At 68.4% G+C, this 25449-nt stretch carries 27 protein-coding genes and 2 pseudogenes; 19 read left to right on the top strand and 10 right to left on the bottom strand.

Annotated features, from left to right (window positions below):
• Positions 1-53: 53 nt before the first annotated feature.
• Both M3330_RS10965 and M3330_RS10960 read right to left on the bottom strand, forming a co-directional pair.
• Positions 54-1283 (bottom strand): LCP family protein, encoded by a 1230-nt coding sequence (locus M3330_RS10965; protein ID WP_255028733.1) that lies wholly within the window; start codon positions 1281-1283, stop codon positions 54-56.
• A gap of 199 nt (positions 1284-1482) precedes the next feature.
• Positions 1483-2289: a CPBP family intramembrane glutamic endopeptidase gene (locus M3330_RS10960; RefSeq protein ID WP_006553406.1), complete on the bottom strand. Its 807-nt coding sequence runs from the start codon at positions 2287-2289 to the stop codon at positions 1483-1485.
• A gap of 194 nt (positions 2290-2483) precedes the next feature.
• On the opposite strand from M3330_RS10960, the gene M3330_RS10955 reads away from it, so the two are divergent.
• Positions 2484-3785 (top strand): MFS transporter, encoded by a 1302-nt coding sequence (locus M3330_RS10955; protein WP_037217341.1) that lies wholly within the window; start codon positions 2484-2486, stop codon positions 3783-3785.
• Positions 3786-3817: 32 nt separating this feature from the next.
• On the opposite strand, the gene M3330_RS10950 is transcribed toward M3330_RS10955, so the two are convergent.
• Positions 3818-4585, bottom strand: a complete 768-nt coding sequence (locus M3330_RS10950) for a DUF2470 domain-containing protein (protein WP_024102653.1) — start codon at positions 4583-4585, stop codon at positions 3818-3820.
• Between the two features lie 108 nt (positions 4586-4693).
• Between M3330_RS10950 and M3330_RS10945 the strand changes: the two genes are divergently transcribed.
• From M3330_RS10945 to M3330_RS10930, 4 genes are all read left to right on the top strand, one after another.
• Positions 4694-5356 (top strand): hypothetical protein, encoded by a 663-nt coding sequence (locus M3330_RS10945; RefSeq protein ID WP_019290373.1) that lies wholly within the window; start codon positions 4694-4696, stop codon positions 5354-5356.
• A gap of 73 nt (positions 5357-5429) precedes the next feature.
• Positions 5430-6356, top strand: coding sequence for a prephenate dehydratase (gene pheA / locus M3330_RS10940; RefSeq protein WP_006553410.1), 927 nt, complete (start codon positions 5430-5432; stop codon positions 6354-6356).
• A 2-nt stretch (positions 6357-6358) separates the two neighbouring features.
• Positions 6359-7021, top strand: a complete 663-nt coding sequence (locus M3330_RS10935; RefSeq protein WP_039583635.1) for a histidine phosphatase family protein — start codon at positions 6359-6361, stop codon at positions 7019-7021.
• 92 nt (positions 7022-7113) lie between these two features.
• Positions 7114-7749 carry a TetR/AcrR family transcriptional regulator gene (locus M3330_RS10930; protein WP_006553412.1) on the top strand — a complete coding sequence of 212 codons (636 nt, stop codon included), beginning with the start codon at positions 7114-7116 and terminating at the stop codon, positions 7747-7749.
• 40 nt (positions 7750-7789) lie between these two features.
• Here M3330_RS10930 and M3330_RS10925 read toward each other — a convergent pair whose 3' ends face one another.
• A complete protein-coding gene (locus M3330_RS10925; RefSeq protein WP_247848265.1) occupies positions 7790-8365 on the bottom strand; it encodes a dihydrofolate reductase family protein in 576 nt (191 codons plus the stop codon).
• Between the two features lie 70 nt (positions 8366-8435).
• On the opposite strand from M3330_RS10925, the gene M3330_RS10920 reads away from it, so the two are divergent.
• Entirely contained in the window at positions 8436-9011 is a 576-nt protein-coding gene (locus M3330_RS10920; protein WP_033097855.1) for a TetR/AcrR family transcriptional regulator, read from the top strand.
• Positions 9012-9072: 61 nt separating this feature from the next.
• Here M3330_RS10920 and M3330_RS10915 read toward each other — a convergent pair whose 3' ends face one another.
• A complete protein-coding gene (locus tag M3330_RS10915) occupies positions 9073-9852 on the bottom strand; it encodes an enoyl-CoA hydratase (protein WP_247848266.1) in 780 nt (259 codons plus the stop codon).
• A 10-nt stretch (positions 9853-9862) separates the two neighbouring features.
• Positions 9863-10598, bottom strand: a pseudogene (locus M3330_RS10910) (alcohol dehydrogenase catalytic domain-containing protein).
• 172 nt (positions 10599-10770) lie between these two features.
• Between M3330_RS10910 and M3330_RS10905 the strand changes: the two are divergent.
• The 10 genes and pseudogenes from M3330_RS10905 to M3330_RS10860 all read left to right on the top strand — a co-directional run bounded on the left by M3330_RS10905 (position 10771) and on the right by M3330_RS10860 (position 18871).
• Positions 10771-11964 (top strand): thiolase family protein, encoded by a 1194-nt coding sequence (locus M3330_RS10905; protein WP_033097853.1) that lies wholly within the window; start codon positions 10771-10773, stop codon positions 11962-11964.
• 54 nt (positions 11965-12018) lie between these two features.
• Positions 12019-12780, top strand: coding sequence for a 3-hydroxyacyl-CoA dehydrogenase (locus M3330_RS10900; RefSeq protein WP_019290368.1), 762 nt, complete (start codon positions 12019-12021; stop codon positions 12778-12780).
• A 31-nt stretch (positions 12781-12811) separates the two neighbouring features.
• Positions 12812-13465: a TetR/AcrR family transcriptional regulator gene (locus M3330_RS10895; RefSeq protein WP_006553419.1), complete on the top strand. Its 654-nt coding sequence runs from the start codon at positions 12812-12814 to the stop codon at positions 13463-13465.
• Between the two features lie 38 nt (positions 13466-13503).
• The gene (locus M3330_RS10890; protein ID WP_019290366.1) at positions 13504-14487 is read left to right on the top strand and encodes a nitronate monooxygenase family protein; all 984 of its coding nucleotides are present in this window, start codon (positions 13504-13506) and stop codon (positions 14485-14487) included.
• Positions 14488-14493: 6 nt separating this feature from the next.
• Positions 14494-15324 carry an acyl-CoA dehydrogenase family protein gene (locus tag M3330_RS10885; RefSeq protein ID WP_019290365.1) on the top strand — a complete coding sequence of 277 codons (831 nt, stop codon included), beginning with the start codon at positions 14494-14496 and terminating at the stop codon, positions 15322-15324.
• 86 nt (positions 15325-15410) lie between these two features.
• Positions 15411-16093: pseudogene (locus M3330_RS10880) on the top strand (SDR family NAD(P)-dependent oxidoreductase).
• 131 nt (positions 16094-16224) lie between these two features.
• Complete coding sequence (locus M3330_RS10875) at positions 16225-17631, top strand: IS1380 family transposase (RefSeq protein ID WP_082908796.1); 1407 nt, start codon at positions 16225-16227, stop codon at positions 17629-17631.
• A 183-nt stretch (positions 17632-17814) separates the two neighbouring features.
• Positions 17815-18213 carry an NUDIX domain-containing protein gene (locus tag M3330_RS10870; RefSeq protein ID WP_170318549.1) on the top strand — a complete coding sequence of 133 codons (399 nt, stop codon included), beginning with the start codon at positions 17815-17817 and terminating at the stop codon, positions 18211-18213.
• Between the two features lie 85 nt (positions 18214-18298).
• Positions 18299-18586, top strand: coding sequence for a putative quinol monooxygenase (locus M3330_RS10865; RefSeq protein ID WP_006553423.1), 288 nt, complete (start codon positions 18299-18301; stop codon positions 18584-18586).
• 123 nt (positions 18587-18709) lie between these two features.
• Positions 18710-18871 carry a hypothetical protein gene (locus M3330_RS10860; protein WP_016933301.1) on the top strand — a complete coding sequence of 54 codons (162 nt, stop codon included), beginning with the start codon at positions 18710-18712 and terminating at the stop codon, positions 18869-18871.
• Positions 18872-18898: 27 nt separating this feature from the next.
• Here the strand turns inward: M3330_RS10860 and M3330_RS10855 are convergent, their stop codons facing one another.
• Positions 18899-19237, bottom strand: coding sequence for a metallopeptidase family protein (locus tag M3330_RS10855; protein WP_033097890.1), 339 nt, complete (start codon positions 19235-19237; stop codon positions 18899-18901).
• A gap of 13 nt (positions 19238-19250) precedes the next feature.
• Positions 19251-20300 carry a septum formation family protein gene (locus tag M3330_RS10850; protein ID WP_006553425.1) on the bottom strand — a complete coding sequence of 350 codons (1050 nt, stop codon included), beginning with the start codon at positions 20298-20300 and terminating at the stop codon, positions 19251-19253.
• 45 nt (positions 20301-20345) lie between these two features.
• On the opposite strand from M3330_RS10850, the gene M3330_RS10845 reads away from it, so the two are divergent.
• The gene (locus M3330_RS10845) at positions 20346-20738 is read left to right on the top strand and encodes an ankyrin repeat domain-containing protein (protein WP_006553426.1); all 393 of its coding nucleotides are present in this window, start codon (positions 20346-20348) and stop codon (positions 20736-20738) included.
• Positions 20739-20749: 11 nt separating this feature from the next.
• A complete protein-coding gene (serS, locus tag M3330_RS10840) occupies positions 20750-22012 on the top strand; it encodes a serine--tRNA ligase (protein WP_255028732.1) in 1263 nt (420 codons plus the stop codon).
• Between the two features lie 6 nt (positions 22013-22018).
• Here the strand turns inward: serS and M3330_RS10835 are convergent, their stop codons facing one another.
• Positions 22019-22519: a PaaI family thioesterase gene (locus tag M3330_RS10835; RefSeq protein WP_006553428.1), complete on the bottom strand. Its 501-nt coding sequence runs from the start codon at positions 22517-22519 to the stop codon at positions 22019-22021.
• Between the two features lie 93 nt (positions 22520-22612).
• Here M3330_RS10835 and M3330_RS10830 point away from each other — a divergent pair, with 93 nt between their 5' ends.
• On the top strand, positions 22613-23830 hold the full coding sequence (locus tag M3330_RS10830; RefSeq protein WP_255028731.1) for an MFS transporter: 1218 nt from the start codon (positions 22613-22615) through the stop codon (positions 23828-23830).
• A 14-nt stretch (positions 23831-23844) separates the two neighbouring features.
• On the opposite strand, the gene M3330_RS10825 is transcribed toward M3330_RS10830, so the two are convergent.
• Positions 23845-25428, bottom strand: coding sequence for a Rieske 2Fe-2S domain-containing protein (locus M3330_RS10825; protein WP_255028730.1), 1584 nt, complete (start codon positions 25426-25428; stop codon positions 23845-23847).
• Positions 25429-25449 lie beyond the last annotated feature (21 nt).

The raw sequence follows: 25449 nt of genomic DNA, 5'->3' as shown, positions 1-25449 counted from the left end.
TACGGAAAATTCGGACAGCCTTCCCCAAGATCGACGACGATTCGCGGCGTCCGTCAGGGGGCCGGAGCGAGCAGTTCCGGCGGGATCGGGTCGCCCTCCGAGATGGCTCCGAAGAACGGCACGGCGCGCTCACGATCCCACAGCAAGACGTTGCCGATGCCGTAGACGTCGTCGAATCCGCCCACCGGAACCGTCGTGGTGACCGTCTCGCCGCGCATCGCCCACGCGAGTCGTGCGAGGTTCCACAGGTGGTCGCCGTCGTCGACCCGCAGCGACCCGGCCGCACCCGACATCAGCGACCATGCCCGGAAGGGGTTCAGGAAGGTGCCGGGACTGGTGGCCTTGCTCAGCAGCGCCGACAGGAACAGGCGCTGGTTGTTCATCCGGTCCAGGTCGGCGAGCGGGGTGGCGCGGGTGCGCACGAAGCCCAGGGCCTGCGCTCCGTTGAGCTCCTGGCATCCCGGTTCGAGCCTGAGTCCGGCGAGGGGGTCGTCGATCGGATAGGGCACGCAGATGTCGACCCCGCCGACCGCGTCGACGATCGACGCGAACCCGCCGAAGCCGATCTCGGCGTAGTGATCGATGTGCACGCCCGTGGCGCCCTCGACCGTCTGCACGAGCAGTTGCGGTCCGCCCAACGCGAACGACGCGTTGAGCTTGTCCTGGCCGAAGCCCGGGACGCTCACGTAGGAATCGCGGGGCAGCGAGACCATCGTCGTGGCGCCCCCACCGGGCGGGATGTGGACGAGCAGCACCGTGTCGGTGCGGTCGGCGCCGACCTCCCCGCCGGTCGCGAGTTCCTGTTCCTGCTCGGGGGTGAGGCCCACGCGGCTGTCGGAGCCGACGAGCAGCCAGTTCGTGCCGGGGGTGTCGCCGACCCGGCCGTCGTAATCGGCGAGCGCATCGACGCGCGCGAGTGTGCCGTCGAGGTAGACCATGCTCGCGCCCATCGCGACGACGAGCACCACCAGGACGATCGCGAGTCGCCGCAGGATGCGCCGGGCACCGAGCGGGCGGCGTGGTGCCGGTCGTGAGGGCGGGCCCGGTCGTGAAGGCGGTGCCGCAGGGCGTCGCGGGGGTGCGGGCGGTGGTGTGTTCCCGCGCGGCGGGCGACGGTTCGGGGCGGGTTCGGCGATCCGTTCGGGTCGCTGCGTCGGTGCCCAGTCGCGTCGTTGCTGCGGGGGCGGTTGCTGCGGGTCCTGCCGCGGAGCGGGCCGGTAGTTCGGGGCGGGTGCCTGCGACCACGCCTGCGGTGACTGCGGTCGTCCGTCGCGCCGGAGCACCTGGGTGCCCTCGGGGGACGGCGGGGGGCCGCCGCGACGCTGTGACGGAGGAGCGCCCCGTCGCTGCGGTGGCACCCCGCGCTGCGGGTTCGGCGGTACTGCCCGCCGGGCAGGAGGGCCCTGCGGGGGAAGTCCCTGCGGAGGCCGTGGCCGGTTCCGAGGGTCGCGAGGGTCGCCGTTCACCCGGACAACTCTACGTTCAGGGCAGCCAGGAGACGTGGCCTCTCAGTGCTTGGTAGCCCACGAAGGCGATGGTGTCGATGAGCGCGTGGGCGATCACGAGCGGCCACAACCGGCCGGTGCGCTGCCAGTAGCGCCCGAAGACCAGGCCCATGACGACGTTGCCGAACCCGCCGCCGACGCCCTGGTAGAGGTGGTAGCTGCCGCGCAGCAGGGCGGAGGCGAGCAACGACGAATTCTCCGACCAGCCGAGCTGCCGCAGGCGGGTGAGGAGATAGGCGACGACCAGGATCTCCTCCGCCCCGGAGTTGGCGATCGCCCACAGCACCTCGGTGGGCAGTCGCCACCAGTAGTCCTCGAGCAGGCTCGGCGCGACCGTCAGGTTCAGGCCGGCGGCCCGCGCCACCAGGTACAGCACCAGTCCGGGGAGTCCGATCAGGGCGGCCAGCCCCAGGCCGGGCAGCAGGTCCCGGCGCAGACCGGGTCGGGCGAGGCCCGCGAGTCGCGGTCCGACACCGCTGCGCCAGAGCAGGTACAGGCCGAGGGCACCCCAGGCGAGCAGGCGCACGATGCCGAGGAGTTGGCGGGCGAGATCGATGAACCCCTGCGACGAGCGTGGCGTGTTGAGGGCGACGGTCTGATCCGACAGCGGTTCTGGTGCCAGCGCCGCCTCGGCCAGCGACAGGATCGACGAGATCCCGCTCAGGCCGAAGGTGACGAGCAGGACGATGGTGATCTCGATCCACAGCGCGCGGCGCTCGGTGGGGTCGAGGGGCGGCTCGGGGTTGCGGGATGCGGGCCGCAGCCAGTCGCGAAGGGTCGTCACCGGAGCGATTGTGCCGGACCCTGCGTGGCCGGTCCTTTCGCCGCGGAGAGGCGCCCACCGGTTCGCGGTGATGTGTCCAATTTGACAGCGGTCCATGTGACCCATCACACTTCACATCGCCCGACCGATCGATCGCTCGGGTGCGGATAGGGGCCTTGGGGGCCGAGGGGAATCTGCGACCCGGAAGTAGGGACATGAACATCGAAACATCTGAGAAGAATTCTGTTGCAACAACTTCGGTGACTCTCGCATCGAAGAAGAAGTCTCTTCTCGCCAGCTCCGTGGGCAACATCCTCGAGTGGTACGAGTGGAGCGCCTACGCTGTGTTCGCTCCGTTCATCGCCGCAGCGATGTTCAACAGCGACAATCCGGTCTCGGCATTGCTGTCCACACTCGCGGTCTTCGCCGTCGGATTCCTGATGCGACCGCTCGGTGGCATCGTGTTCGGCCGCATCGCCGACAAGCGCGGCCGCAAGTTCGTGCTCGTCACGACCATGCTCATGATGGCCGGTGGCAGCCTCGTCATCGGGCTCATGCCCACCTACTCGTCGATCGGCGTGTGGGCGTCGGTGCTCCTGCTGCTCGCCCGCGTGGTGCAGGGCTTCGCGCACGGTGGCGAGTCGGCGACCGCCTACTCGTACGTCAGCGAGATCGCGCCGCCGCATCGCCGCGGCATGTGGGGCAGCGTCGCCTTCGTCGCGATCTTCGGCGGTTCCGTGCTCGCGTACACGATCGGCGGAGCGGTCACCTCGACGCTCTCCGAGAGCGCCGTGGGCGAGTGGGGATGGCGCGTGCCGTTCCTCCTCGGCTTCTTCCTGGCGCTGTTCGCCCTCTACCTGCGACGCAGCATGGAGGAGAGCGAGGTCTTCGACCAGCAGGAGACCCGGGTCGACGAACCGCGTATCCCGCGCAAGGTGGTCGTGCGTGCGATCCTGCTGATGATCGGCATGACCTCGGGTGTCACGGCGGCGCACTACACGTGGACCTCGTACGTCTCGACGTACGCGATCACGCAGAAGGGCATGGACGCCGACACCGCCTACTGGATGCTCGTCATCGCCCAGGTCATCGCGCTGGTCTCGCTGCCCTTCTGGGGTCTGCTCTCCGACCGGATCGGCCGGCGCCCGATGCTCGGCGGCTTCGCGGTCCTCATGTTCGCGCTGCAGATCCCGCTGACGTCGATGATCACGTCGGCCGGGTGGACGTTGCTCGTGTCGACCACTCTCGCCCTGCTCATCGTGTCGATCCCGGGCGCGATCCTGTCGTGCACCCTGTCGGAGAGCTTCCCGACCCGCCTGCGTACCCAGGCCATCGGCTTCGCCTACTCCTTCTCGGTGGCGGTCTTCGGTGGCACCGCGCCCTACTTGAACCAGCTGCTCACCGGCTGGGACATCGGCTGGGTCTTCGGGGTCTACATCATGGTGCTGTGCGTCGCGACCGGCATCGCTGCGCTGATCATGAAGGAGACGAAGGGTATCGACCTGCAGAAGGTCTGATCGTTCGGATGATCCCTGCCGCCGCGTACCGCTCAGGTGCGCGGCGGCAGTCCGTTTCGGAAGGGGCAGCCGACGAGCAGGCGCAGCGCGCGGCTCAGGGCGGCGGGATCGTCGACCGGTTCGTGGAAGGGGATCCGCACGTCGTGGTCGTCGCCTTCGGACTCGACGCGTAGCCGCAGTCCGTAGCGGTCGAGGCCCAGGGGGCGGATTCGTCCGCCGCGGTGCGCGGGCGGGATGCGTCGCGCGATCTGCCGCACGATGTCGGCGTGGTCCTCTTCGAGGTGCTGGAGCCACCCGGTCTCGAGTGCGGCGAACGGGTCGGGAGCGGCGTCGAGGACGTCGGCGACGTCGACGGCCTCGGCCCCGGTGGTGTCGGCGGCGACGACGGAGTCGAGCGTCAGGCACAGCAGTTCGGAGCGGTGTCCGACGTCGAGGAGTTCGGGATGCGGCAGGATCTCCGCGATCTCGGCGGCGACCCGGCGCGGATGCTCCACGGGACGCAGGGTGCCGCTGAGCCAGATGAGCGACCGGACCGGATTGCGCAGGGCGATCGGGGAGTGGTCGGTGAGCTCGAGCATGGCGGGGATGCCTGCGCTGCCGGACTGCCAGGCGAGTGCGACGGGGAGGCTGTCCTCGGCGACGACCACCGCGACCTGTCCGTCGTCGAGGAGATGATGAACCGAGGTGGGGAGTGGATCGCAGCCGTCGATCGCGAGCTGCGTCGTGTCGGCGCGGATGAGGGCGGTGCGTACGCGTTCGGCCGTGGTCGGCGCGGGGATGACGGATGTGGTGGTCTGCATGCCAACCCTCCTTCTCGATGTAGGTGAGGCAAACCTAAGTCATTGTGATCGCGGTCGCAAGTGGTCCGTCGGTAGCCTGGATCGGTGCCGATCCCACTTCCCCTCGGAATGCCGCCGTCCCGCGACGAGCCCCGCGGACTGCTCGACGCGCTGCTCACACACCGGCACGACAGCCTCACCGACGCCCTCGCCGCGACCGGCCGCACGCTCGCCCCGCCGATCGTCCCGGCCGCTGCCGTCACCGGATCACCCACCCGCGAACTTGTCGTCGAGCTCGACGCCTCGGCCGAACTCCCCTCGCCCGCCGGGTGGCGTCCGGTCCGGTATCAGGTCGACTGCACGGCCGAGGACCTCGAGGACGTTCTCGCGATCACCGCGCCGGCACCGCTGGTCGTCTACCCGCACGTGCCCGACGCCGCGCTCGCCGACGCCGCCCGCGCGCTCACCGAGGCCGGTCACATCCCCGGCCTGACCGCAGGTCGCGGGGGCGACGCCGTCGCCGACTTCCTCTCCGTCCTCGCCCACGCCGACACCGGTTACGCCGCCCGCGCGACCGGCACCGACGACGTCGTCGCCCTACTCTCCGCCACCGTCGCGGCGCTGAGCGGTTTCGACGTCCGCGAAGCCCTCGGGACTCCCGACGTGGCCCGGCTCCGGCGACTCGTACCGGAGGCCGCCGCGGCGGTGCGGGAGATCCTGCTGGTCGTCGAGGTCGACGACACAGACGCCGTCGTTCGGGAGCTCGAGGCGCTCGACCTCACCACCGACTGACACGGGCCACCGCTCGGGTGCGGTTCACGCAGAGGCCGCCTTCCCGTCACGACCGATGCGTAACCTCGTACACGTGCCACGTATCGCCTATTTCGGACCCTCGGGAACGTTCACCGAGATGGCCCTCGACCGCTTCGAGAGCCTCGGTGCACTCGACGTGCTCGGCGACGGATCCGCCGACGTCGAGCGCGTCTCGGCCGCCGGCCCGCCCGCTGCCCTGCAACTCCTGCGCGACGGGAAGGCCGACGGTGCCGTCGTCCCCATCGAGAGCTCCGTCGAGGGTTCGGTGCCGCCCACCATGGACGCCCTCGCGCTCGGGCCGCGCCTGCAGATCGTGTCCGAGGTCGAACTCGACATCGCGTTCACGGTGGTCACCCGCGAAGGGATCACCCGCGATCGTGTCCGCACTATCGGTGCCTATCCGGTGGCCGCAGCGCAGGTGCGTCGCTGGATCGAGGACCACCTGCCCGACGCCGAGGTCGTGACCGCGGCCTCCAACGCGGGAGCCGCCGAGGACGTCGCGTCCGGCAAGGTCGACGCGGCGGTGTCCACGGCGCTCGCCGGACAGCGGCTCGGCCTGTCCGTCCTCGCCGACAAGGTCGCCGACTTCGAGGGCGCCCGCACCCGCTTCGTGCTCATCACGCGGCCGCGGCCCGTGCCGAAGCGCACCGGTGTCGACCGCACCTCGGTGGTGCTGCAACTCCCCAACGAGCCCGGCTCGCTGGTGCGCGCCATCACCGAGTTCTCCACGCGCGGAATCGATCTGTCGCGTATCGAGTCCCGGCCGACTCGCAGGGAATACGGCACCTACTTCTTCCACTTGGACTGTGTGGGTCACATCGACGACGCGCTGGTCGCCGAGGCGCTGCAGGGATTGCACCGCTTCGCACAGGTGCGGTTCCTCGGATCGTGGCCCGCTGTGTCCGAACACGGTGTCCCACCCGTGTCGGACGACGAGGATGCGCGGTGGCTCGACCGACTGCGGCGCGGAGAGGACTGACTGTGAGCGGCAGATTGATCCTGGCCCGGCACGGCCAGACGGTGGCGAACGTCGCCCGGAGGCTCGATACGAAACTCCCGGGCGCGGAGCTCACCGAGCTCGGCGTCGAACAGGCCCGCACGCTCGGGAAGAACCTCGTCGAGCAGACGCCGTCGCTGCTCGTCGCGTCGCAGGCGCTCCGCGCTCGGCAGACGGCCGAGCACGCGGCATCGGTGGTGTCGCTCGAGACGGTCGTCCGCGAGGGCGTGCACGAGGTGCAGGTCGGCGAGCTCGAGGACCGCAGCGACGAGGAGTCGCACAAGTTGTTCATGAAGGTCTACGAGGAGTGGCACAACGGCGACCTGCGGGCGCGGGTCCCGGGCGGTGAGTCGGCGCTCGACGTGCTCGACCGGTACCTGCCCGTCCTGGAGTCGCTGCGCAGCGACTATCTCGATGCCGGTTCGGGTGACGTCGTGGTCGTCAGTCACGGTGCCGCGATCCGGCTCGTCGCCGCCTATCTGGGGAAGGTGCCGTCCGGCTTCGCCATCACCAACCACCTGGCCAACACCGAGACGGTCGAGCTGGTGCCGGTGGCCGGCGGTGGCTGGGAGTGCGCGCGCTGGGGAACCTTCTTCGCGCCCTTCCACGACACCGCGCGCGGTGGTGCCGACGACCCGATGGGGTGATACCGCCCACCTTTCGATCCTTCGAGCGTAAAACGTACGGGTATCCTCGGGGCGTCCGTATGAAGTAGCGATCGGTAGGTAGGTGCGGTTTCATGGGTGCTTCGAGCGACGGGGCCGACACCCTCACCAACGGTGAGGCGATCCCGGACTGGCGCATCCTCGAACCGATGCAGCTCAGTCCCATCCTCACCGCTGCCCTCGACGCCTTCTACGAGACCGGCTTCCACGGCACCTCGGTGCGGGAGATCGCGCGCCGCGTCGGCGTCACCGTCCCGGCGCTCTACTACCACCACGAGAACAAGGAAGGGCTGCTCATCGCCCTTCTCGAGCTCTCGACCAGCGACGTGCTCTCCCGAGCCCACGCCGCCGCCGAGGACGCCGACGGCGACCCGGTGCGCAGGCTGTCCAACGTCATCGAGGCGATTGTGCTGCGCATGACCCTGCGGGCCCGCCTCGCCGCGCTCGAGGGTGAGGCCCGCTACCTGAGCCCCGAGAACCGCCAGCGCTACCGTGCGGTGCGCAAGGGCGTCGAGCAGCTGGTGCGCCAGATCGTCGAGGAGGGCGTCGCCGCGGGCGTGTTCGACGTGGACGATCCCGCCGAGACCACGCGTGCCCTGCTCGGCATGTGCCAGTCGATCCCGCGCTGGTACCACGCGGAGGGCACGCTCAGCCCCGAGGCCGTCGCGCAGAAGTACGTCGGTATCGCCCTCAAGACCGTCGGGGTCTGACGGCCGGATCCGGTGTCGATCGAACTTCGGCGGTCGAAGTTCAGCGTCGGTCGAACCAGGTGACCTGCGTGCCGTTGCTGAACTCCTCGCGCGCGGTGACGTCGAATCGCGTGGGGACGAAGTTGCCCGACAGTGCCGGGATGCCGTCGCCCGCGATCACCGGATAGCTCTTGAAGATCAGCCGGTCGATCTCGGCGAACAGTTGCCCCGCGATGTTGCCGCCACCGCAGAGCCAGATGTCGAGCCCCTCTTCCGCCTTCAGCTTTCGGATCAGCTCGACCGGGTCGGTGTCGACGATCCGAACCTGCGGATCGTCGACCGGCGCGAGAGTGCGGGACACGACGTACTGCTGCATGTGGCTGTACGGGCTCGCGAGTCCCAGCGAGAGACCGGGTTCGTAGGCGCCGCGCCCCATGATCACCGTGTCCCATTCCTTGTTCGGCGTGTCGACCGGCATGCCGACCTGTTCGCGGAGCGCGGTGGGGACGGCTTCCGGATATCTCGCGCTCATCGCCGCTGCCATGTCGTCGCAGATCGGATAGAAGTCGTACTCCCCGTTCGGCCCGGCGATATAGCCGTCGAGGGTCACTGCCACGTAGTAGACGAGCTTTCGCATGGTGGACCGCCATTCGTAGTACTATGGATGAAGTGGTTTGAAGGTAGTACTACATATGGAGTGGTGTCAAGTGGTTCGGACGAATCCGGAACGACGACAGGCCTTGTTGGATGCCTCGATCGAGGTGCTGGCGCGCGACGGTGCGCGCGGGCTGACCTTCCGCGCGGTGGACAAGGAGGCAGGGGTCCCGACGGGGACGGCGTCGAACTACTTCGCCAACCGCGACGACCTGCTCGTCCAGGTGGGTCACCGCTACTACGAGCGGCTCCTGCCCGCCGACGAGGTCATGGCACAGTCGCAGGCGCCGCAGACCCGCGAATCCATGATCGAGCTGATGACGGAGGTGGTCGACCGGCTCATCCGGTTCCGCGCCGGCTATCTCGCGCTCCTCGAACTACGCCTCGAAGCCACCCGACGGCCCGAACTGCAGGCCCTGCTCACCGAGCGGGTGCGCGCCGACCTGGATTTCAACATCGCCAACTACCGGCACTCCGGCCTGCCGGGCGGTGAGAACGCCGTCGTGCTGCTCTATCTCGCGTTGAACTGGCTCGTGCTCGACCGACTCACCCTCCCCGGGATCATCGACGAGGACCGTGTCGCCGAACTGGTGCGGGCGGCCGTCGAACGCGTGATCCCCGACGCCTGAAACGACTTCGGTGGATCCGACCCCGCTCAGCGAGGCCGGATCCACCGAAATCGTCGACGGTTCAACGACGGAAGTTCGCGGTGCGCTTCTCCTGGAAGGCCGTCACACCCTCGGTGAAGTCGGCGCTGCGGAGCAGGACGAGCTGCCCTTCGCGCTCGCGGGCGAAGGCGTGGTCGAGTTCGGTGAGCGTCGCGTCGTTGATCGCATTCTTCGTCGAAGCGAAGGCGGTCGACGGGCCGTCGGCGAGCCGATGCACGAGAGTCTCCACCGCACTGTCGAATTCGTCGTCCGCGTAGACGTCCGAGATGAGTCCGGAGGCCAGCGCTTCACCGGCCGGAAGTCGCTCGGCCAGCAGGGCCATCTTCAGCGCCCGCGCGCGACCGATCGACGCGGCGACGAGCGCGGACGCACCCCCGTCCGGCATCAGACCGACCCGGGTGAAGGCCAGCAGGAAGTATCCCGACTCCTTTGCGACGGTGAGATCGCATGCCAGAGCGAGCGATACGCCGACACCCGCGGCCGCGCCGTTGATCGCTCCGACGACCGGCCGGGGGAACACCCGGATCGCGGCAACCGCGCGGTTGGCGGCGTCGATCGTGTCGGCGGAGGGCGGAGCGCTCAGATCACGACCGGAAAGGTCGGCGCCGGAACAGAACGCGCGACCGACGCCGGTGAGCACCGCGACCCGGACGGAGGTATCGTCGGCGTACTTCTCGAACGCATCGGCGATCGCCTCGAGCGTCTCGGTCTTCACGGCGTTCATCCGCGAGGGACGGTTCAGGGTGACGCGCAGGACGCCGTCGTCGACGGTCGTGTCGACACCGGGCAGGTCGTCGGTCATGGCTGTTCTCCTAGGGTCGGGACGTCAGGTCGAGCGCGACCTTGCCGGTCGCGGAACGGTTCTCGAGCGAACGCAGTGCTGCCGGAGCTTCGTCGAGGGGATGGAGGGTGGGTTCGGGGACGACGAGCGTCCCGTCGCGCAGCAGCGGTTCGAGTGCGGCCCACTGCCGCGCCGGGTAGCCGGGGTCGGTGCGGAGGTACTCGCCCCACCCCGCGCCGACGACCGAAATGTTCTTCAGCAGAAGGCGATTGACCTTCACGGTGGGAATGCTGCCGCCGTGAATCCGAGAACGACGGCCCGTCCACCCGGCGCACCGTGGACGAGGACGATCTCACCCGCCCGGTACCGGGCGCGCTCGTCGAGCGCGAAGTGCGCGGTGAAGTAGTTCATGAGCATCCCGGCGCCCCCGGTCAGCGACACGCTGTCGGGCAGCGGGAAGACCAGCTCGCGCGGCAGTGCGACGGTCTGCTGCCACGATCCGTCGATGGACAGCACGGCGACGCGTTGTCCGGCGGTGAGGCCGCTGCCCTCGGGTGCGCTGCGGACGATGCCCGCTGCTTCGGCGCCGAGCACGCACGGCACCGGACCATCTGGTAGCCGCCGGTCGTCTGCAACAGATCGGGAAAGGGCACGCCGGCGGCGTGTAGGTCGACGAGGACGAGCGAATCGCCTGCCTCGGGTTCGGGGATGTCGGTCACGCGGACGGCGTCGGGGCCGGCGTGTTCGGTCAATTGCGCTGCGCGCACGGGCGTCTCCTCGACTCGGGTCGTGATCCATCACTATCAGAGTGGCTTAGCGTGCGCTAGCTCTCAGAGATCATTGACCGAGCGCTAAGTCCGTGGTAGAGCTTTTAGCGATCGATAAGTACACCGCTGGGAACGTCTCCGGCCCGCACGCTGCACTTTCGAAAGGATCGTCATGACCAACGCTGTCATCGTCGACGTCGTCCGTACCGCTGTCGGTAAGGGCAAGCCGGGTGGTGCCCTGTCCGGCACCCACCCCGTCGAACTCCTCGCCCACGTCCTGCGCTCGCTCGTCGAGCGTAACGACATCGACCCCGCGCAGGTCGACGACGTGATCGGCGGCTGCGTCGCCCAGGTCGGCGAGCAGTCCCTCAACATCTCGCGCACCGCGCTCCTCGCCGCCGGTTTCCCCGAGTCGGTGCCCGCGACCACCATCGACCGCCAGTGCGGATCGAGCCAGCAGGCCGCGCACTTCGCCGCGCAGGGCATCATCGCCGGTGCCTACGACATGGTCATCGCGTGCGGTGTCGAGTCGATGAGCCGCATCCCGATGGGCACCGCCACCCTCGGCAAGGACACCCACGGCCCGAGCATCCGTGCCCGCTACCCCGAGGGCCTGGTCAACCAGGGCATCTCGGCCGAGCTCATCGCTGCGAAGTGGAAGTTCGACCGCGACGCGCTCGACGCCTACTCCGCGCAGTCGCACCAGCGCGCCGCCGCCGCCCACGAGGCCGGCCGGTTCGACAAGGAGATCGTCCCGATCACCGTGGAGAACGCAGCCGGTGAGCAGGTCGAGCACACCGTCGACGAGACGCTGCGCGCCTCCACCACCGCCGAGGGCCTCGCCGGCCTGAAGCCGTCCTTCTACACCGAGGAGTACGCCGCCAGGTTCCCCGAGGCGCAGTGGGTCATCACCCCCGGCAACTCGTCGCCGCTCACCGACGGTGCGTCGGCCGCGCTCATCATGAGCGAGGAGATGGCGAACAAGCTGGGCCTGACCCCGCGCGCCCGCTTCCACTCGTTCTCCGTCGCCGGCGACGACCCGGTCTTCATGCTCACCGCCCCGATCCCGGCCACGCAGAAGGTGCTCGCCCGCGCGGGTCTGGGCATCGACGACATCGACGCCTACGAGGTCAACGAGGCGTTCGCGCCCGTGCCGCTCGCCTGGGCGCACGAACTCGGTGCCGATCCGGCCAAGCTCAACCCGTGGGGTGGCGCGATCGCGCTCGGCCACGCACTCGGCTCGTCGGGCACCCGTCTGTTGTCGACCCTCGTCAACCACCTCGAGGCCACCGGCGGTCGTTACGGCCTGCAGACGATGTGCGAGGGCGCGGGCATGGCCAACGCCACCATCATCGAACGTCTCTGACTTCTCGAAGTCTCGAAGATCTCCGAACCGCAACCACTCTCGAAAGGGTAATCAATGATCGTCAACGACAGCGTCGCCGTCGTCACCGGTGGTGCCTCCGGCCTCGGTCTCGCCACCGTCAAGGCCCTGCTGAACGACGGTGCCCAGGTCGTCATCATCGATCTGCCGTCGTCCAACGGTGAGACCATCGCCAAGGAACTCGGCGACCGCGTCCGCTTCGTCGCCGCCGACGTCACCGACGAGGCCGCCGTCACCGAGGCCCTCGACGTCGCCGAGTCGCTCGGACCCGTGCGTGTCGCGGTGAACTGCGCCGGCATCGGCAACGCGATCAAGACCGTCAGCAAGAAGGGTGCCTTCCCGCTCGACGCGTTCAAGAAGGTCGTCGACGTCAACCTCTTCGGCACGTTCAACGTCATCCGTCTCGCCGCCGAGCGCATCGCGAAGACCGAGCCGATCGACGGCGAGCGCGGCGTCATCATCAACACCGCTTCCGTCGCCGCTTTCGACGGCCAGATCGGACAGGCCGCCTACTCGGCGTCCAAGGGCGGTGTCGTCGGCATGACGCTGCCGATCGCCCGCGACCTCGCGTCGCTGCTCATCCGCGTCGTCACCATCGCACCGGGCCTGTTCAAGACCCCGCTGCTCGGCTCGCTGCCGGAGGAGGCCCAGGCCTCGCTCGGCGCACAGGTGCCGCACCCGGCCCGCCTCGGCGATCCGTCCGAGTACGGTGCCCTCGCCGCGCACATCGTCTCGAACCCGATGCTCAACGGCGAGGTCATCCGCCTCGACGGCGCGATCCGCATGGCTCCGCGCTGACCCGAGCACCGACTGTGAGAGGAGGGGGTCGATGACCCCGGCATACGAGGCCGAGGAATCCGACACGCCCCACGCGGACGTGCCGTGCGCGGACTGGCGTGAGTTCCAGCCTCTGGGGCTCGACCCCATCCTCGAACACGCCCTGGAAGCATTCAGCGAGAACGGCTTCCACGGCACCACCGTCCGCGACCTGGCCGGCCGGGTCGGCGTGACGGTGCCCGCGCTGTACTACCACTACGAGAACAAGGAAGCCGTTCTCGTCACGCTGCTCGACGCCGCCGTCCTCGACCTCATCGACCGTGTGTCGGCCGCGGTCGCGGACGGCGGCGACGACCCGGTCGCCCGCTTCGTCAACGCCGTCGAGGCGATCGTGCTGAACATGACCCACCGTGCACAGCGTTCGGGCCTGGATTCCGAAGTGCGCCACATTTCCCCGGAGAACCGCCGGACCTACGCCGCGACCCGCAAGCGTCTCGAGCTGATGATGCTCGACCTGGTGCGCGAGGGCGTCGAACAGCAGGTGTTCGACGTAGACGACGTCGAGGAGGCCGTGCGCGCCCTCCTCGGGATGTTCCAGTCCATTGTCCGCTGGTACCAGCTCGGCGGTCCCCTCACTCCCGCTCGGATTGCCCAGCGGTACATCGTGATCGCACTGCGGGTCGTGGGTCACCACCCGGCCGCCTGAGAGTCTTTCCAACCACCTCCACGCAAGGAGTCCATGCCGTGCTGACCACCGCCTTCACCGAAACCTTCGGCGTCCGCCATCCCATCGTGCAGGGAGGGATGCAGTGGGTCGGCCGTGCCGAACTCGTCGCAGCGGTCGCCAATGCCGGCGCGCTCGGCATGATCACCGCTCTGACGCAGCCGACCCCCGAGGATCTCGCTAAGGAGATCGAACGCACCCGCGAGCTCACCGACCAGCCGTTCGGCGTCAACCTCACGATCCTGCCGGCGATCACCCCGCCGCCCTACGAGGAGTACCGCCAGGTCATCATCGACTCCGGTGTGAAGATCGTCGAGACGGCCGGATCGAATCCCGCGCCGCACCTGCCCGACTTCCACGCTGCCGGAATCAAGGTGCTGCACAAGTGCACCAGCGTCCGGCACGCCGTCAAGGCGCAGGACATCGGTGTCGACGGCATCAGCATCGACGGTTTCGAATGCGCCGGGCACCCCGGGGAAGACGACGTCCCCGGCCTCGTGCTCATCGCCGCCGCGGCCGAGAAGATCACCATCCCGATGATCGCCTCCGGCGGCTTCGGTGACGGTCGTGGTCTGGTCGCGGCCCTCGCGCTCGGCGCCGACGGCATCAACATGGGCACCCGCTTCATGTGCACCGAGGAATCGCCGATCCACCGCACCATCAAGGAAGCCATCGTCGCGGCGAGTGAGACCGACACCGAGCTCATCTTCCGTCCGCTGCGCAACACCGCCCGCGTCGCGAGCAACACCGTCAGTCGCGAGGTCGTCGAGATCCTCGACCGCGGAGGACAGTTCGAGGACGTGCGCGAACTCGTCGCCGGTGCCCGCGGCCGCCTCGTCTACGAGAACGGCGATCCCGAGGCCGGCATCTGGACGGTCGGTACCGTCCAGGGAATCATCCACGACATCCCCACCGCGGGGGAATTGGTCGAGCGCATCGTCGCCGACGCCGAGAGTCTCATCGCGGAGCGTCTGAGCGGCATGATGTCGCGCGTGAACGCCTAGGAAGCCATGAAACGCACCCATTTCGACGACGATCACGAGGCGTACCGGGAGACCGTGCGCGAGTTCCTCGCCCGCGAGATCGAACCGAACTACGAGCGGTGGGAGGAGGAGCGCCTCGTCGACCGGTCGGCGTGGATCGCCGCGGGCAAGTCCGGCATCGTCGGCCTCGGGGTACCCGAGGAGTTCGGCGGTTCGGGCGTGACCGACTACCGCTTCCGGCACATCGTGCAGGAGGAGATCGCGCGCACCGGAACGACCTCCTTCGGCGCCGGACTCGCACTGCAGGACGACATCGCGATCCCGTACATCCTCCACCTCGGCACCGAGGACCAGAAGGCGCGCTGGCTGCCGGCACTCGCCACCGGCGAACGAATCGGCGCGATCGCCATGACCGAACCGGGCGCCGGATCCGACCTGCAGGGCGTGAAGACCACCGCCGTACGCGAGGGTGACGAGTGGGTGATCAACGGACAGAAGACGTTCATCACCAACGGAATCCACTCCGATCTCGTCATCGTGGTGTGCCGCACGGATCCGAACGCGGGGTCGAAGGGCTTCTCGCTCATCGTCGTCGAGCGCGACACCCCCGGTTTCGGCAGGGGCCGCAAACTCCACAAGGTCGGTCTCGCCGCACAGGACACCGCCGAGCTCGTCTTCGAGGACGCCCGCGTCCCCGCCGGGAACCTCCTCGGCACCGAGGGTCGCGGCTTCGTGCATCTGATGGAGTACCCGATCGGGCGCGCCTACGTCGATGCACGCATCCAGACGATCTACGGTGGCACCACCGAGATCATGAAGGAGATCATCGGCCGCGACATCGCTGCCGGGTACGCGTAATCGTTTCAGGGAAGAGGGATTCGATCTTCGACCTCACAGGCAAGCGCGCTCTCGTCACGGGTGCTTCCGCGGGGATCGGTCTCGGCATGGCCCGGGGTCTCGCCCGTGCCGGCGCCGATGTCACCCTGTGGGGCCGGAGCGAGGACAAGCTCGCGAAGGCCGCGGCCGACATCGGGAGGTTCGCCGGCCGTGTGGCGACCCGCACGGTCGACGTCTCCGACGAGCAGGCCGTGACCGACGGTGTCGCGGCGCTCGTCGACGACTTCGGTGGGCTCGACATCGTGGTGGTCAACGCCGGCATCGGGTCGTCGCTGCAGAAGTTCCACGAGTCGACGACCGAGCGGTACCGCGCCGTCATGGCGACGAACGTCGACGGCGCGTTCTTCACGATGCGGGAGACCTCGCGTGTGCTCGTCGAGCAGGGCACCGGGGGTTCGATGATCGTCACGTCGAGTCTCGGTGCGCTGCAGGGCGCCGGACGCAACCAGCCGTACGTGGCGAGTAAGGCCGCGGTGCTCGCGCTCGCGAACGGCTGTGCCGTCGAGTTCGCGCGTCACCGGATCCGGGTCAGGGCCGGATCGCCACCGACATGACCGGTCCGCTGCAGGAGTCCGACGTCTTCAACTCGAACGTCATCGGCCGTGTGCCGCTCGGCCGGTGGGGCACCCCGGAGGATTTCGAAGGCATCGCCGTCTATCTCGCGAGCGATGCGTCGTCCTTCCAGACCGGCAGCACGACGCTCATCGACGGTGGCTACAGCATGTTCTGACCGGTCCTAAGCCTCGATGCACCGATGGGGTGGGGTTTGGTCGGGCGTCGTGACGCAGAAATGCCTCTCTGACCAGGAAGAATAGAGCTTGCTAAGGGTTCTACTGTTCCGATCCGAGAGGCATCTCGTAGATGCAATTCAAGCACGCTCCTGCCGCTGTGTCTGCGGTGTTCGATGATCCGAATCTCGTGTCGGTCGCGGGCCTGGTGCCGATGCTCCGTCTCGCCCAGCATGCGGGGCTTGACGAGCTGGCGCAGGGTCGGTTGACCGTCCCGACCGACAAGGGCTCGAACGCCGGCAGCAAGGTGATGGCGCTGGTTGCGGGGATGCTGGCCGGCGCCGATTCGATCAGCGACATGAACGTGCTGCGCCATGGCGGGATGGGCCGGTTGTTCGACCGGACGTTCGCCCCGTCGACGCTCGGCTCGTTCCTGCGGGAGTTCCGGTTCGGGCACGTCCGCCAGCTCGACGCCGTCGCCTCCCGAGTGAATGTGAGCCTGGCCGCCCGGGCGCCGCTACTGCAGACGCGGGGCGGTGAGCGGGTGATGGTGGATCTGGACGACACGATCATCGAGGTCCACGGATACAAGAAGCAGGGTGCGTCGTTCGGGTACTCCGGGGTCCGCGGTCTGAACGCCCTCATCGCCACCGCCAGCACCTCCACCTCGGCGCCGGTGATCGTCGGCCAGCGGTTGCGGCAGGGGAAGACCGGGTCCCCGAAAGGCGCCGCCAGGATCGTCGGCGACGCTCTCGCCACCCTCCGCCGCATGCACCCCGGAAGCAGTGTTCGGCCGTTGCTGCGGGCGGACTCCGCGTTCTACGGGCACGGCACCATCGGCACCGCGCTGGGGGCCGGCGCGGACGTGTCGGTGACCGTGCGGATGGACCCTGCGGTGAAAGCCGCGATCGCGACCATTCCGGATGATGCGTGGGAGATGATCGAGTACCCGAACGCGATCCGCGACGAGACCACCGGGCGGTGGATCTCGAAGGCAGAGGTCGCCGAAGTGCCCTTCACCGCGTTCCGGTCCCGGAAGATCGCCGAGCGGGTCGACGGGCGACTGGTGGTGCGACGGATCCCGGACCTGAACCCGAACAAGGTGGAGCAGCCGACACTGTTCGACGTCTACCGGCACCACGCGTTCTTCACCACCACCGACAAGCAGTCGATGGGCACCGTCGCGGCGGACAAGACCCATCGGGGGCACGCGATCATCGAACAGGTCCACGCCGATCTGAAGGGCGGGCCGCTCGCGCACTTGCCCTCCGGGGTGTTCACCGCGAACAGCGCCTGGCTCGTTCTCGCGGTGATCGCGTTCAACCTCACCCGCGCTGCCGGGCTGATCGCCGACCGAGCGGGTCGGCTCGCCAGGGCGACGACCGCGACGATCCGCCGCACCCTCATCCAGGTGCCGGCACGCCTCGCCCGGTCCGCGCGTCGCATCACTCTTCACCTGCCCGAGGCCTGGCCCTGGCAGACCGCGTTCGATCGCCTGTTCACGACCACGCACACACCACCACCGGCAACGGCCAGCTGACCATCGCCGCGACTGCGGCACGACCGAGAACGAAGTGGACGACCGGGATGAGACGCCCGGAACTCACCCCTGCCCACGAGTCGTCAGCCCGCCACGATCAGGCCGGCCCCACCACGCTCAAGCGGATCGGTGCATCGAGGCTAAGCTGGTCCGGTGAACCAGCACCCCGCGATTCGTGACCGTGTGATCAGAGTGAGCGCCGTCGTTCTCCGCAACGCCGCCGGTGAGGTGCTCACCGTGCGGAAGCGGAACACGTCGCGGTTCATGCTGCCCGGAGGAAAGCCGGATCCGGGGGAGACCCCCGCCGAGACCGCCGTGCGCGAGTGCGCCGAGGAACTGGGCGCCGAACTGGATCTGTCGTCGTTGCGTCTCGTCGGGGTCTTCGACGCCGAGGCCGCCAACGAGCCCGGTTACCGGCTCGAAGGAACCGTCTACGAACACCCGCTCGTGGAGGTCGCCGGCGCCGCCGCGGAGATCGCGGAGACGCGCTGGCTCGACCCGGCGGCCCTTCCGCTGCCCGACGATCTCGCGCCGCTGCTCGAGCACCACGTCCTTCCCGCTCTCGCCTCGGCCTCCCGATAGTCCCGTTTCCGCAGAGGTATTGCGCAGTTCTCATCCATGGGGAAATGTGATGAGCAGTCACCTCGCACATCACGGAAGGTCTCCCATGGCGCTCACCGCTCTGATCGAACTCGAATTCAAGGCCGACTCCCTCGACGACGCGAAGAAGGTCATGACCCGCGCGCTCGACGAGACGCGACAGTTCGACGGATGCGACGGCATCGAGATCCTTGTGGATCAGAAGAACGAGGCCCGTTGGGTGGTCGTGGAGAAGTGGCGCTCGGCCGAGCACGACGCCGCCTACCGCAAGTTCCGCGCCGGCGAGGGTGCCATCACCGAACTCGGACCCCTCCTGGCGGGAGCGCCGAAGCTCGAGCACTTCACCACCCTCTGAGTCCCCCACCGGAGCGCGGGCGGAGTCGGTCGTCACCCGGCGGAACGCGGACGGTAGGGTGACCCCCGGGGCGGACGTGTGCCGTTTGCCTCGAAGTGACATCGACTGTGGAGGTAACCGGGCATGTTGGAACTCTTCGGCGTCATCGTCGTGTGGCTCACCGTGGCCGTCGTCGCTGTCGGAACCGTCATCATGTTCGTCGTGTCGACGCTCAGCCCGCACTTCGGTCAGCGCAAGGCCAAGGGACCCCGCCTCGACAAGGCGACCGCGGCCCGCAACAAGTAGCACCCGGTACCGATCGCGAAGAGCGCCTCAGCCCCAGCCCAGCTGGTGGAGGCGCTCTTCGTCGATTCCGAAATAGTGCGCGATCTCGTGGACGACAGTGACCAGTACCTCGTGCACGACGTCGTCGTCGCTCTCGCAGATGTCGAGGATCGCGTCGCGGTAGATCGTGATCGTGTCCGGTAGCGATCCCGCGTAGTGGCTGTCGCGCTCGGTCAGCGCGACGCCCTGATACAGACCCAGCAGGTCGGGTTCTTCCTCGTGGCGGGGCTCGACGAGGACCACGACGTTGTCGATCGCCCGCGCGAGTTCGCGGGGAATCTCGTCGAGCGCTTCCGAGACGAGCTCCTCGAAGTGCTCGTCCTCCAGGTGCACCGGCACGTCACGACCCCGGCAGGGGAACGGCACCCGGCAGCGGCGTCGGCAGCGACCGGCCTTCCGGCACGGGCGGCGGCGGCACGGGCGGCTGGCCGTCGATGAGGATGTCGCCCTTGGCGCTGCCGGTGATCGACGAGAATCCGCCCCCCTCGACCTGCTTGCCGATCGAGCAGTTCACCTTGCGGCTGCCGGCGAGCCAGCTGTCGTAGTCGAGGTTGTCCCAGAACAACGTGAGGGTTTTGTTGCGCAGAGCCTCGGGGTCGCCGAGGTACTCGTTCACCAGGCGCGTGCAGGTCTCCTCGAGATAGCCGTCCTGGTCTTCGATGCTCGGCAGACCGCCCGGGAACTGCCCACCGAGGTCGACGACCGCGACGACCTCGAAGGCGTGCGGCTTGGAACACTCCACCGGGTCGGCAGGCACACCGTTGTTGATGCCGATGCAGACGCCGACGTCCCAGGCCCGCGACTGGTCCTGATCGGCGACCCGGCCCTTGATGGGGAGCAGGTTGCCGGTGGTCGACGAGAACTGCAGACCGCACCGCAGCGTGCGTTCGCCGGCCGCCCAGCCCGCCTCGCCGGGGTTGATGAGGCCGATGCTGAACTTGCCGTGCGGGTCGAACCGGCCGTCGAGATAGTCCATCGCGGCGGGTGCGCACTGCTCGTCGCGCAGCTCGGTGAAGCGCGTGACCGACGGGAAGCGTGATCCCGGTCCCCATTCGGTGCCGGGATACAGGCTCAGGTCGATGTCGGCGACCACCTCGAACAGATGCGTCTCGGCGCAGTCGACCTTCGCGAGGTCGCTCGCGTCGAGAGCACTCCAGGTCAGGCAATCGCCGGTGGTGGCGGTACCGAACGCTTCCCCCGCGACCGCGCCGGTCGTGCTGATGTTGGCGCCGGCGCTGTCGTCCCCGCTGCCGGCGCCCTGGAACCCCGCGACGACGAACGTCGCGATCGCCGCCAGGACGGCACCGGCCGCAACGAGCACGAGGGCGCGTCGGGTCAACCGCGCCGAGGGCGGGCGCCGGTCGGGCTTGGGCTTGTTGTCTTCGGCCATCACTTCCATCATGCCTGTTCGAGTGGACGCAGGTAGTTTCGGCTCATGGCCGACGACCCGATCGATCCCGAGATTCTCGAGATCGCCAAGCAGACCTTCGACGCCGCCCGCCAGGGAGACGTCGAGACCCTCACCGCGTACGTCGACGCCGGAGTACCGGTGAACCTCACCAACGAGACCGGCGACACGCTGCTCATGCTGGCGTCCTACCACGGTCATGCCGAGGCCGTACAGGTCTTGGTCGAGCGGGGAGCCGACGTGAACCGGCTCAACGACCGCGGCCAGTCGCCTCTCTCGGGGGCGGTCTTCAAGGGCGTCGAGGCAGTGGTGCGGGTGCTCGCCGAGGCCGGTGCCGACCCGCGTCACGGGCACCCCACCGCGGAGGACACAGCGAAGATGTTCGGGCGCGACGACTACCTGGAACTCTGGCAGCGGTAGGCTTCGATTCCGTGATCGACCTCAAGTTCCTCCGCGAGAATCCCGACGCCGTCCGCGAGTCGCAGCGCATGCGGGGAGAGGACCCGGGCCTCGTCGACGTGCTGCTCGAGGCCGACGCCTCCCGTCGCGCCGCTGTCCTCGCCGGCGACAACGCACGCGCCGAGCAGAAGGCCCTGGGCAAGAAGGTCGGCAAGGCGTCTCCCGAGGAGCGCCCCGCGCTGCTCGACGGCGCCAAGGAGCTGGCGGCGAAGGTCAAGGAACTCGAGGCCGAGCAGCACGCCGCGCAGGAGGCCTTCGATCGCGCGCACCTCGCGATCTCCAACGTCGTGCAGGACGGCGTGCCCGCCGGCGGCGAGGACGACTTCGTCACGCTCGAGACCGTCGGCGAGCTGCCCACCTTCGACTTCGAACCCAAGGACCACCTCGCGCTCGGCGAGTCGCTCGGGCTCATCGACATGGAGCGCGGCGCGAAGGTCTCCGGTGCCCGGTTCTACTTCCTCACCGGTTACGGCGCGCTGCTCCAGCTGGGTTTGCTGCAGCTGGCCGCCCAGAAGGCCACCGCGAACGGGTTCACCATGATGATTCCGCCCGTGCTCGTGCGCCCCGAGGTGATGCAGGGCACCGGCTTCCTCGGCCGGCACGCCGACGAGGTGTACCGACTCGAGGAGGACGACCTCTACCTCGTGGGCACCTCCGAGGTGCCGCTCGCGGGCTACCACTCGGGCGAGATCCTCGACCTGTCGAAGGGGCCGAAGCGCTACGCGGGCTGGTCGTCGTGCTTCCGTCGCGAGGCGGGCAGCTACGGCAAGGACACCCGCGGCATCATCCGCGTGCACCAGTTCGACAAGGTCGAGATGTTCGTCTACTGCCGCCCCGAGGAGGCCGCGGCGGAGCACGAGCGTCTGCTGGCCTGGGAGCGCGACATGCTCGCCGCCATCGACGTGCCGTACCGCGTCATCGACGTCGCCGCCGGCGATCTCGGGTCGTCGGCGTCCCGCAAGTTCGACTGCGAGGCCTGGGTGCCCACGCAGGAGCGCTACCGCGAGCTCACGTCGACGTCGAACTGCACGACCTTCCAGGCGCGTCGCCTCAACATCCGCTACCGCGACGAGAACGGCAAGCCGCAGACCGCCGCGACCCTCAATGGCACGCTCGCGACCACCCGCTGGCTCGTCGCGCTGCTCGAGAACCACCAGCAGGTCGACGGTTCGGTCAAGGTGCCCGAGGCTCTCGTCCCGTTCGTGGGACGCGAGGTGCTCGAACCCGGCGCCTGAGAACTGTCAGCGCAGGATAAGGCAGGTGGTCGAACCCGTCGCGAGCAGGCGGCCCTCGGAGTCACGGGCCTCGCCGCGCGCCGTCGCCGTGCGACGTCCGGTGTGCTCGCAGAAGCCCTGCACACGGATGACGCCCTTGCCGGTCTGCACCGGACGCACGTAGCGGACCTGCAGGTCGAGGGTCGTGTACCCGACCCCGGCCTCGAGGGTGCTCGACACGCAGAAGCCCATCGCGGTGTCGAAGAGGGTAGCGAGCACGCCGCCGTGGATGCTGCCCACCGCGTTGGCGTGGAACTCCTGCGGCTCGAGGGTGACCTCGGCGAAGCCCTCGCCGGCATCGGTGACGGTGAAGCCGAGCGTGCGGGAGGTGGGGTGGTGCGGGATCGTCCCGTCCATCAGCCCGCGCAGGAAGTCGAGTCCGTGCATGTCGCGGTTGGCCGCCGACGTCGGTGCCGGGTCCTCCCACGTGTAGGTACGCTGCCGCTGCTGTTGCTCGTCCGTGCTCACGATGACCGACCGTATCCCACCTTTTGGAGGGGTGACATGTGGAGCCGGGCGTGCCATTCTCGTTGCATGCGCCGTCGATGTTGATCCGATCCGGTGACCTCGCTGTCCGCGCGGGTGGTCGCGTACGCGTCCGTCCGTGAGTTCGTGCCGCTCTACGGCCTGTACGCGTTGCTGTTCGAGGATCACGGTCTCGACACCCGTTCCATCTCCTCGCTGTTCGTCCTGTGGTCGGTGGTCGCCTTCGTCTCCGAAGTGCCGTCGGGTGCGTGGGCCGACACCGTCTCCCGTCGCGGTCTGCTGTTCGGCAGCGGAGCCCTGCTCACGGCAGCGTTCACGATGTGGCTGGTGTGGCCCGGTTACTGGGGATTCGCGCTCGGTTTCGTCCTATGGGGCATCAGCGAGTCGATGAAATCCGGCACCTTCGAGGCCCTCGTGTACGACGAACTCGCCGCGCGCGGGTGCGAACACCGGTACGCGGCGATCATGGGATACGCCAACGCGGGTGAGATGACGTGTGTCTTCGTCGCGATCCTCACGGCGGCACCGCTGTTCGAACTCGGCGGCTACGCGCTCGTGGGCTGGGTGTCGGTCGCGATCACCGTCGTCGACATCGCGCTCGTGGGAACGCTTCCCGCCGCACCGAAGGTGGAGGAGGCCGATGAGATCGCCGGCAGAGGCGACACCGTCCTCGTCCGCTACATGTCGTCGCTGCGCGCGGGAACGTCCGAGATCCGCACCGACCGGGTGGTGCGACGATCGGTCGTCCTCGCGGCCGCCCTGCTCGCCTGCCTCGCCTTCGACGAGTACTTCGCTCTCCTCGCACGCGAATCGGGAGCGGAGACCGGATTCGTGCCGGTGCTGGTCGCGCTGACGGCCGTCGGACAGGTGGTCGGTGCCGCGACCGCCGGACGGACTGCGACGATGAGCGGCCGCACCATGGGTGCCGTCGTGATCGTCGGATCGGCACTGATCGCCGGTGGTGCACTCGCCGGTGGTGCACTCGCCGGGGGGATCGCCGGATTCACGGCGATCGGTGTGGGCTACGGCGCGCTGCACAACACGGCGATCGTCGCCGAGGCGCGCCTACAGGACACGATGTCCGGTCGTGCCCGCGCGACCGTCTCGTCCGTCGTCGGCCTGACGAGCGAGGTGCTGTCGGTGGCGGTCTTCGCCGCCTACGCGATCGGCTCGCTGTGGTTGCCGATGGCGGCGCTGGTCGCGGTGACGGTGCTCCCGCTGGTCGGGTTGGGCGTGGTCGTGCCGAGGCTGTTGCCCGCGGCGCGACCCGCCGGGACCGAACGGGAGCGGTGACTACCGGATGCGGATCACAGCTTGGTGCTGCGCAGTTCGTGACCCTTCGAGGTCTTGCAGCGGCCCGATTCGAGATCCCACTGCCAGCCGTGCAGGTTGCAGGTCAGCGTGGTGCCGTCGACGACACCGAACTTCGACAGGTCGGCCTTCAGGTGCGGGCAGCGACGCTGGATCTCGTAGCCGCCCAACTCGATCGACGCCGAGTCGTCGTGCGCCTCGGCGAACCAGCCGTCGGCGTACGCGATGCGCTCGTCGGTCAGGCACTTGAAGAAGGTGTAGAGGAACTCGTTGTATCCGCCGATGCGCCAGGCCGTGAACCGGGTGGACAGGAAGATCGTGTTGACCCAGTCGGGCTCGTCGTCGCGCAGAACCGTGCGCACGAGCTCGGGAGCGATACGGAAACCGTAGCGGTACTTGCCTTCTCCCTCGATGGGTTCGCGCACGACGCGCTTGGGGAAGTCGAGCACCACGGTCTCGTCGCCCATCACCAGACCCACCGGGTAACCGATGCCGTCGCAGATGAGATCGGACTGCGCCATGATCGGCTCGAACTTCGCCTTGAGTGCGGGCAGCAGCGGCTCGCCCTCGGCGGGAGCCCAGGCCGCCTTCTGCGCCGCGATCACCGGAGCGAAGCGCTGCGCCATGTCCTCGATGTAGGCGGCCTTGTTCGTGAAGATCGCCTCGACCTGCTCGTCGGGGATCGGGTGCGTGATCGTCATGTGCTCGCTGCCCTTCAGGTCCACCACCGAACCCGGGATCATGAGCAGACCGCCCTCGCGGCCGTGGATGCGCAGTTGCTCGAGGAAGACCTGCTGGTCGGGGAAGATGTTGCCCTCGTCGCCGTGGTCGTCGTTGAGGTCGCGCAGGTCGTCGTCGAGGAAGACCGGCGGACCGGCCGACGGCACGATCCACGTCGCGTCGACCTGGTCGATGTAGCTGCGGCAACGGTCCATGCCGCGCTGGCGCTTCTGCCTGCCGAAGTTGGCCTTGGTCTTCTTCGGGATGTCGTAGACCATCGGGTACCAGATGGCGCCCGAGTACTGCAGCAGGTGGATGTCGATCTTCCCGAACGCCTCGTGCATGACGTCCATGTCGATCGGCCGCGCGTCGTTCATGTTGAACACGGTCGACTCACCGTCGGAGACGATCAGGCCCGAGTCGCCGATCGGTCCGTCGGCCGGCGCACGCAGCGCGATGATCATGATGTCGAGATCGCCCGGCGAGAGCGGAGCCTGCGGAGCGACCTCGATAGTGCCGTGCCGCAGCCGGTGCTTGACGGAGTCGGTGGTCTCGAAGAATTTCGAGAAACCGAGCTTCTCGAGCTCGCGACGCAGGTCCGGTACCGGATAGTCGGGCAGCAGGACGGTCGCGTCCTTGTTGACGTGCTTGCTCAGCGTGTCGGGATCGAAGTGATCCTTGTGCAGATGCGAGACGTACAGGTAGTCGACGTTGCCGAGAGCGTCCCAGTCGAGACCGGTGTTGTCCGGGAAGGGCACCCACGAGGCGAAGTACGCGGGCGTGACCCACGGATCGCACAGGATGGACCCCGCTTCGGTCTGGATGTGGAAACCGGCGTGTCCGACGCTGGTGATCTGCACTTCGTACCCTCCTGACGTGCT

It is taken from the genome of Rhodococcus sp. GA1 (genome assembly GCF_024321955.1).
Lineage (GTDB): Bacteria > Actinomycetota > Actinomycetes > Mycobacteriales > Mycobacteriaceae > Rhodococcus > Rhodococcus pyridinivorans.
This window is presented reverse-complemented; position numbering and strand designations above follow the sequence as displayed.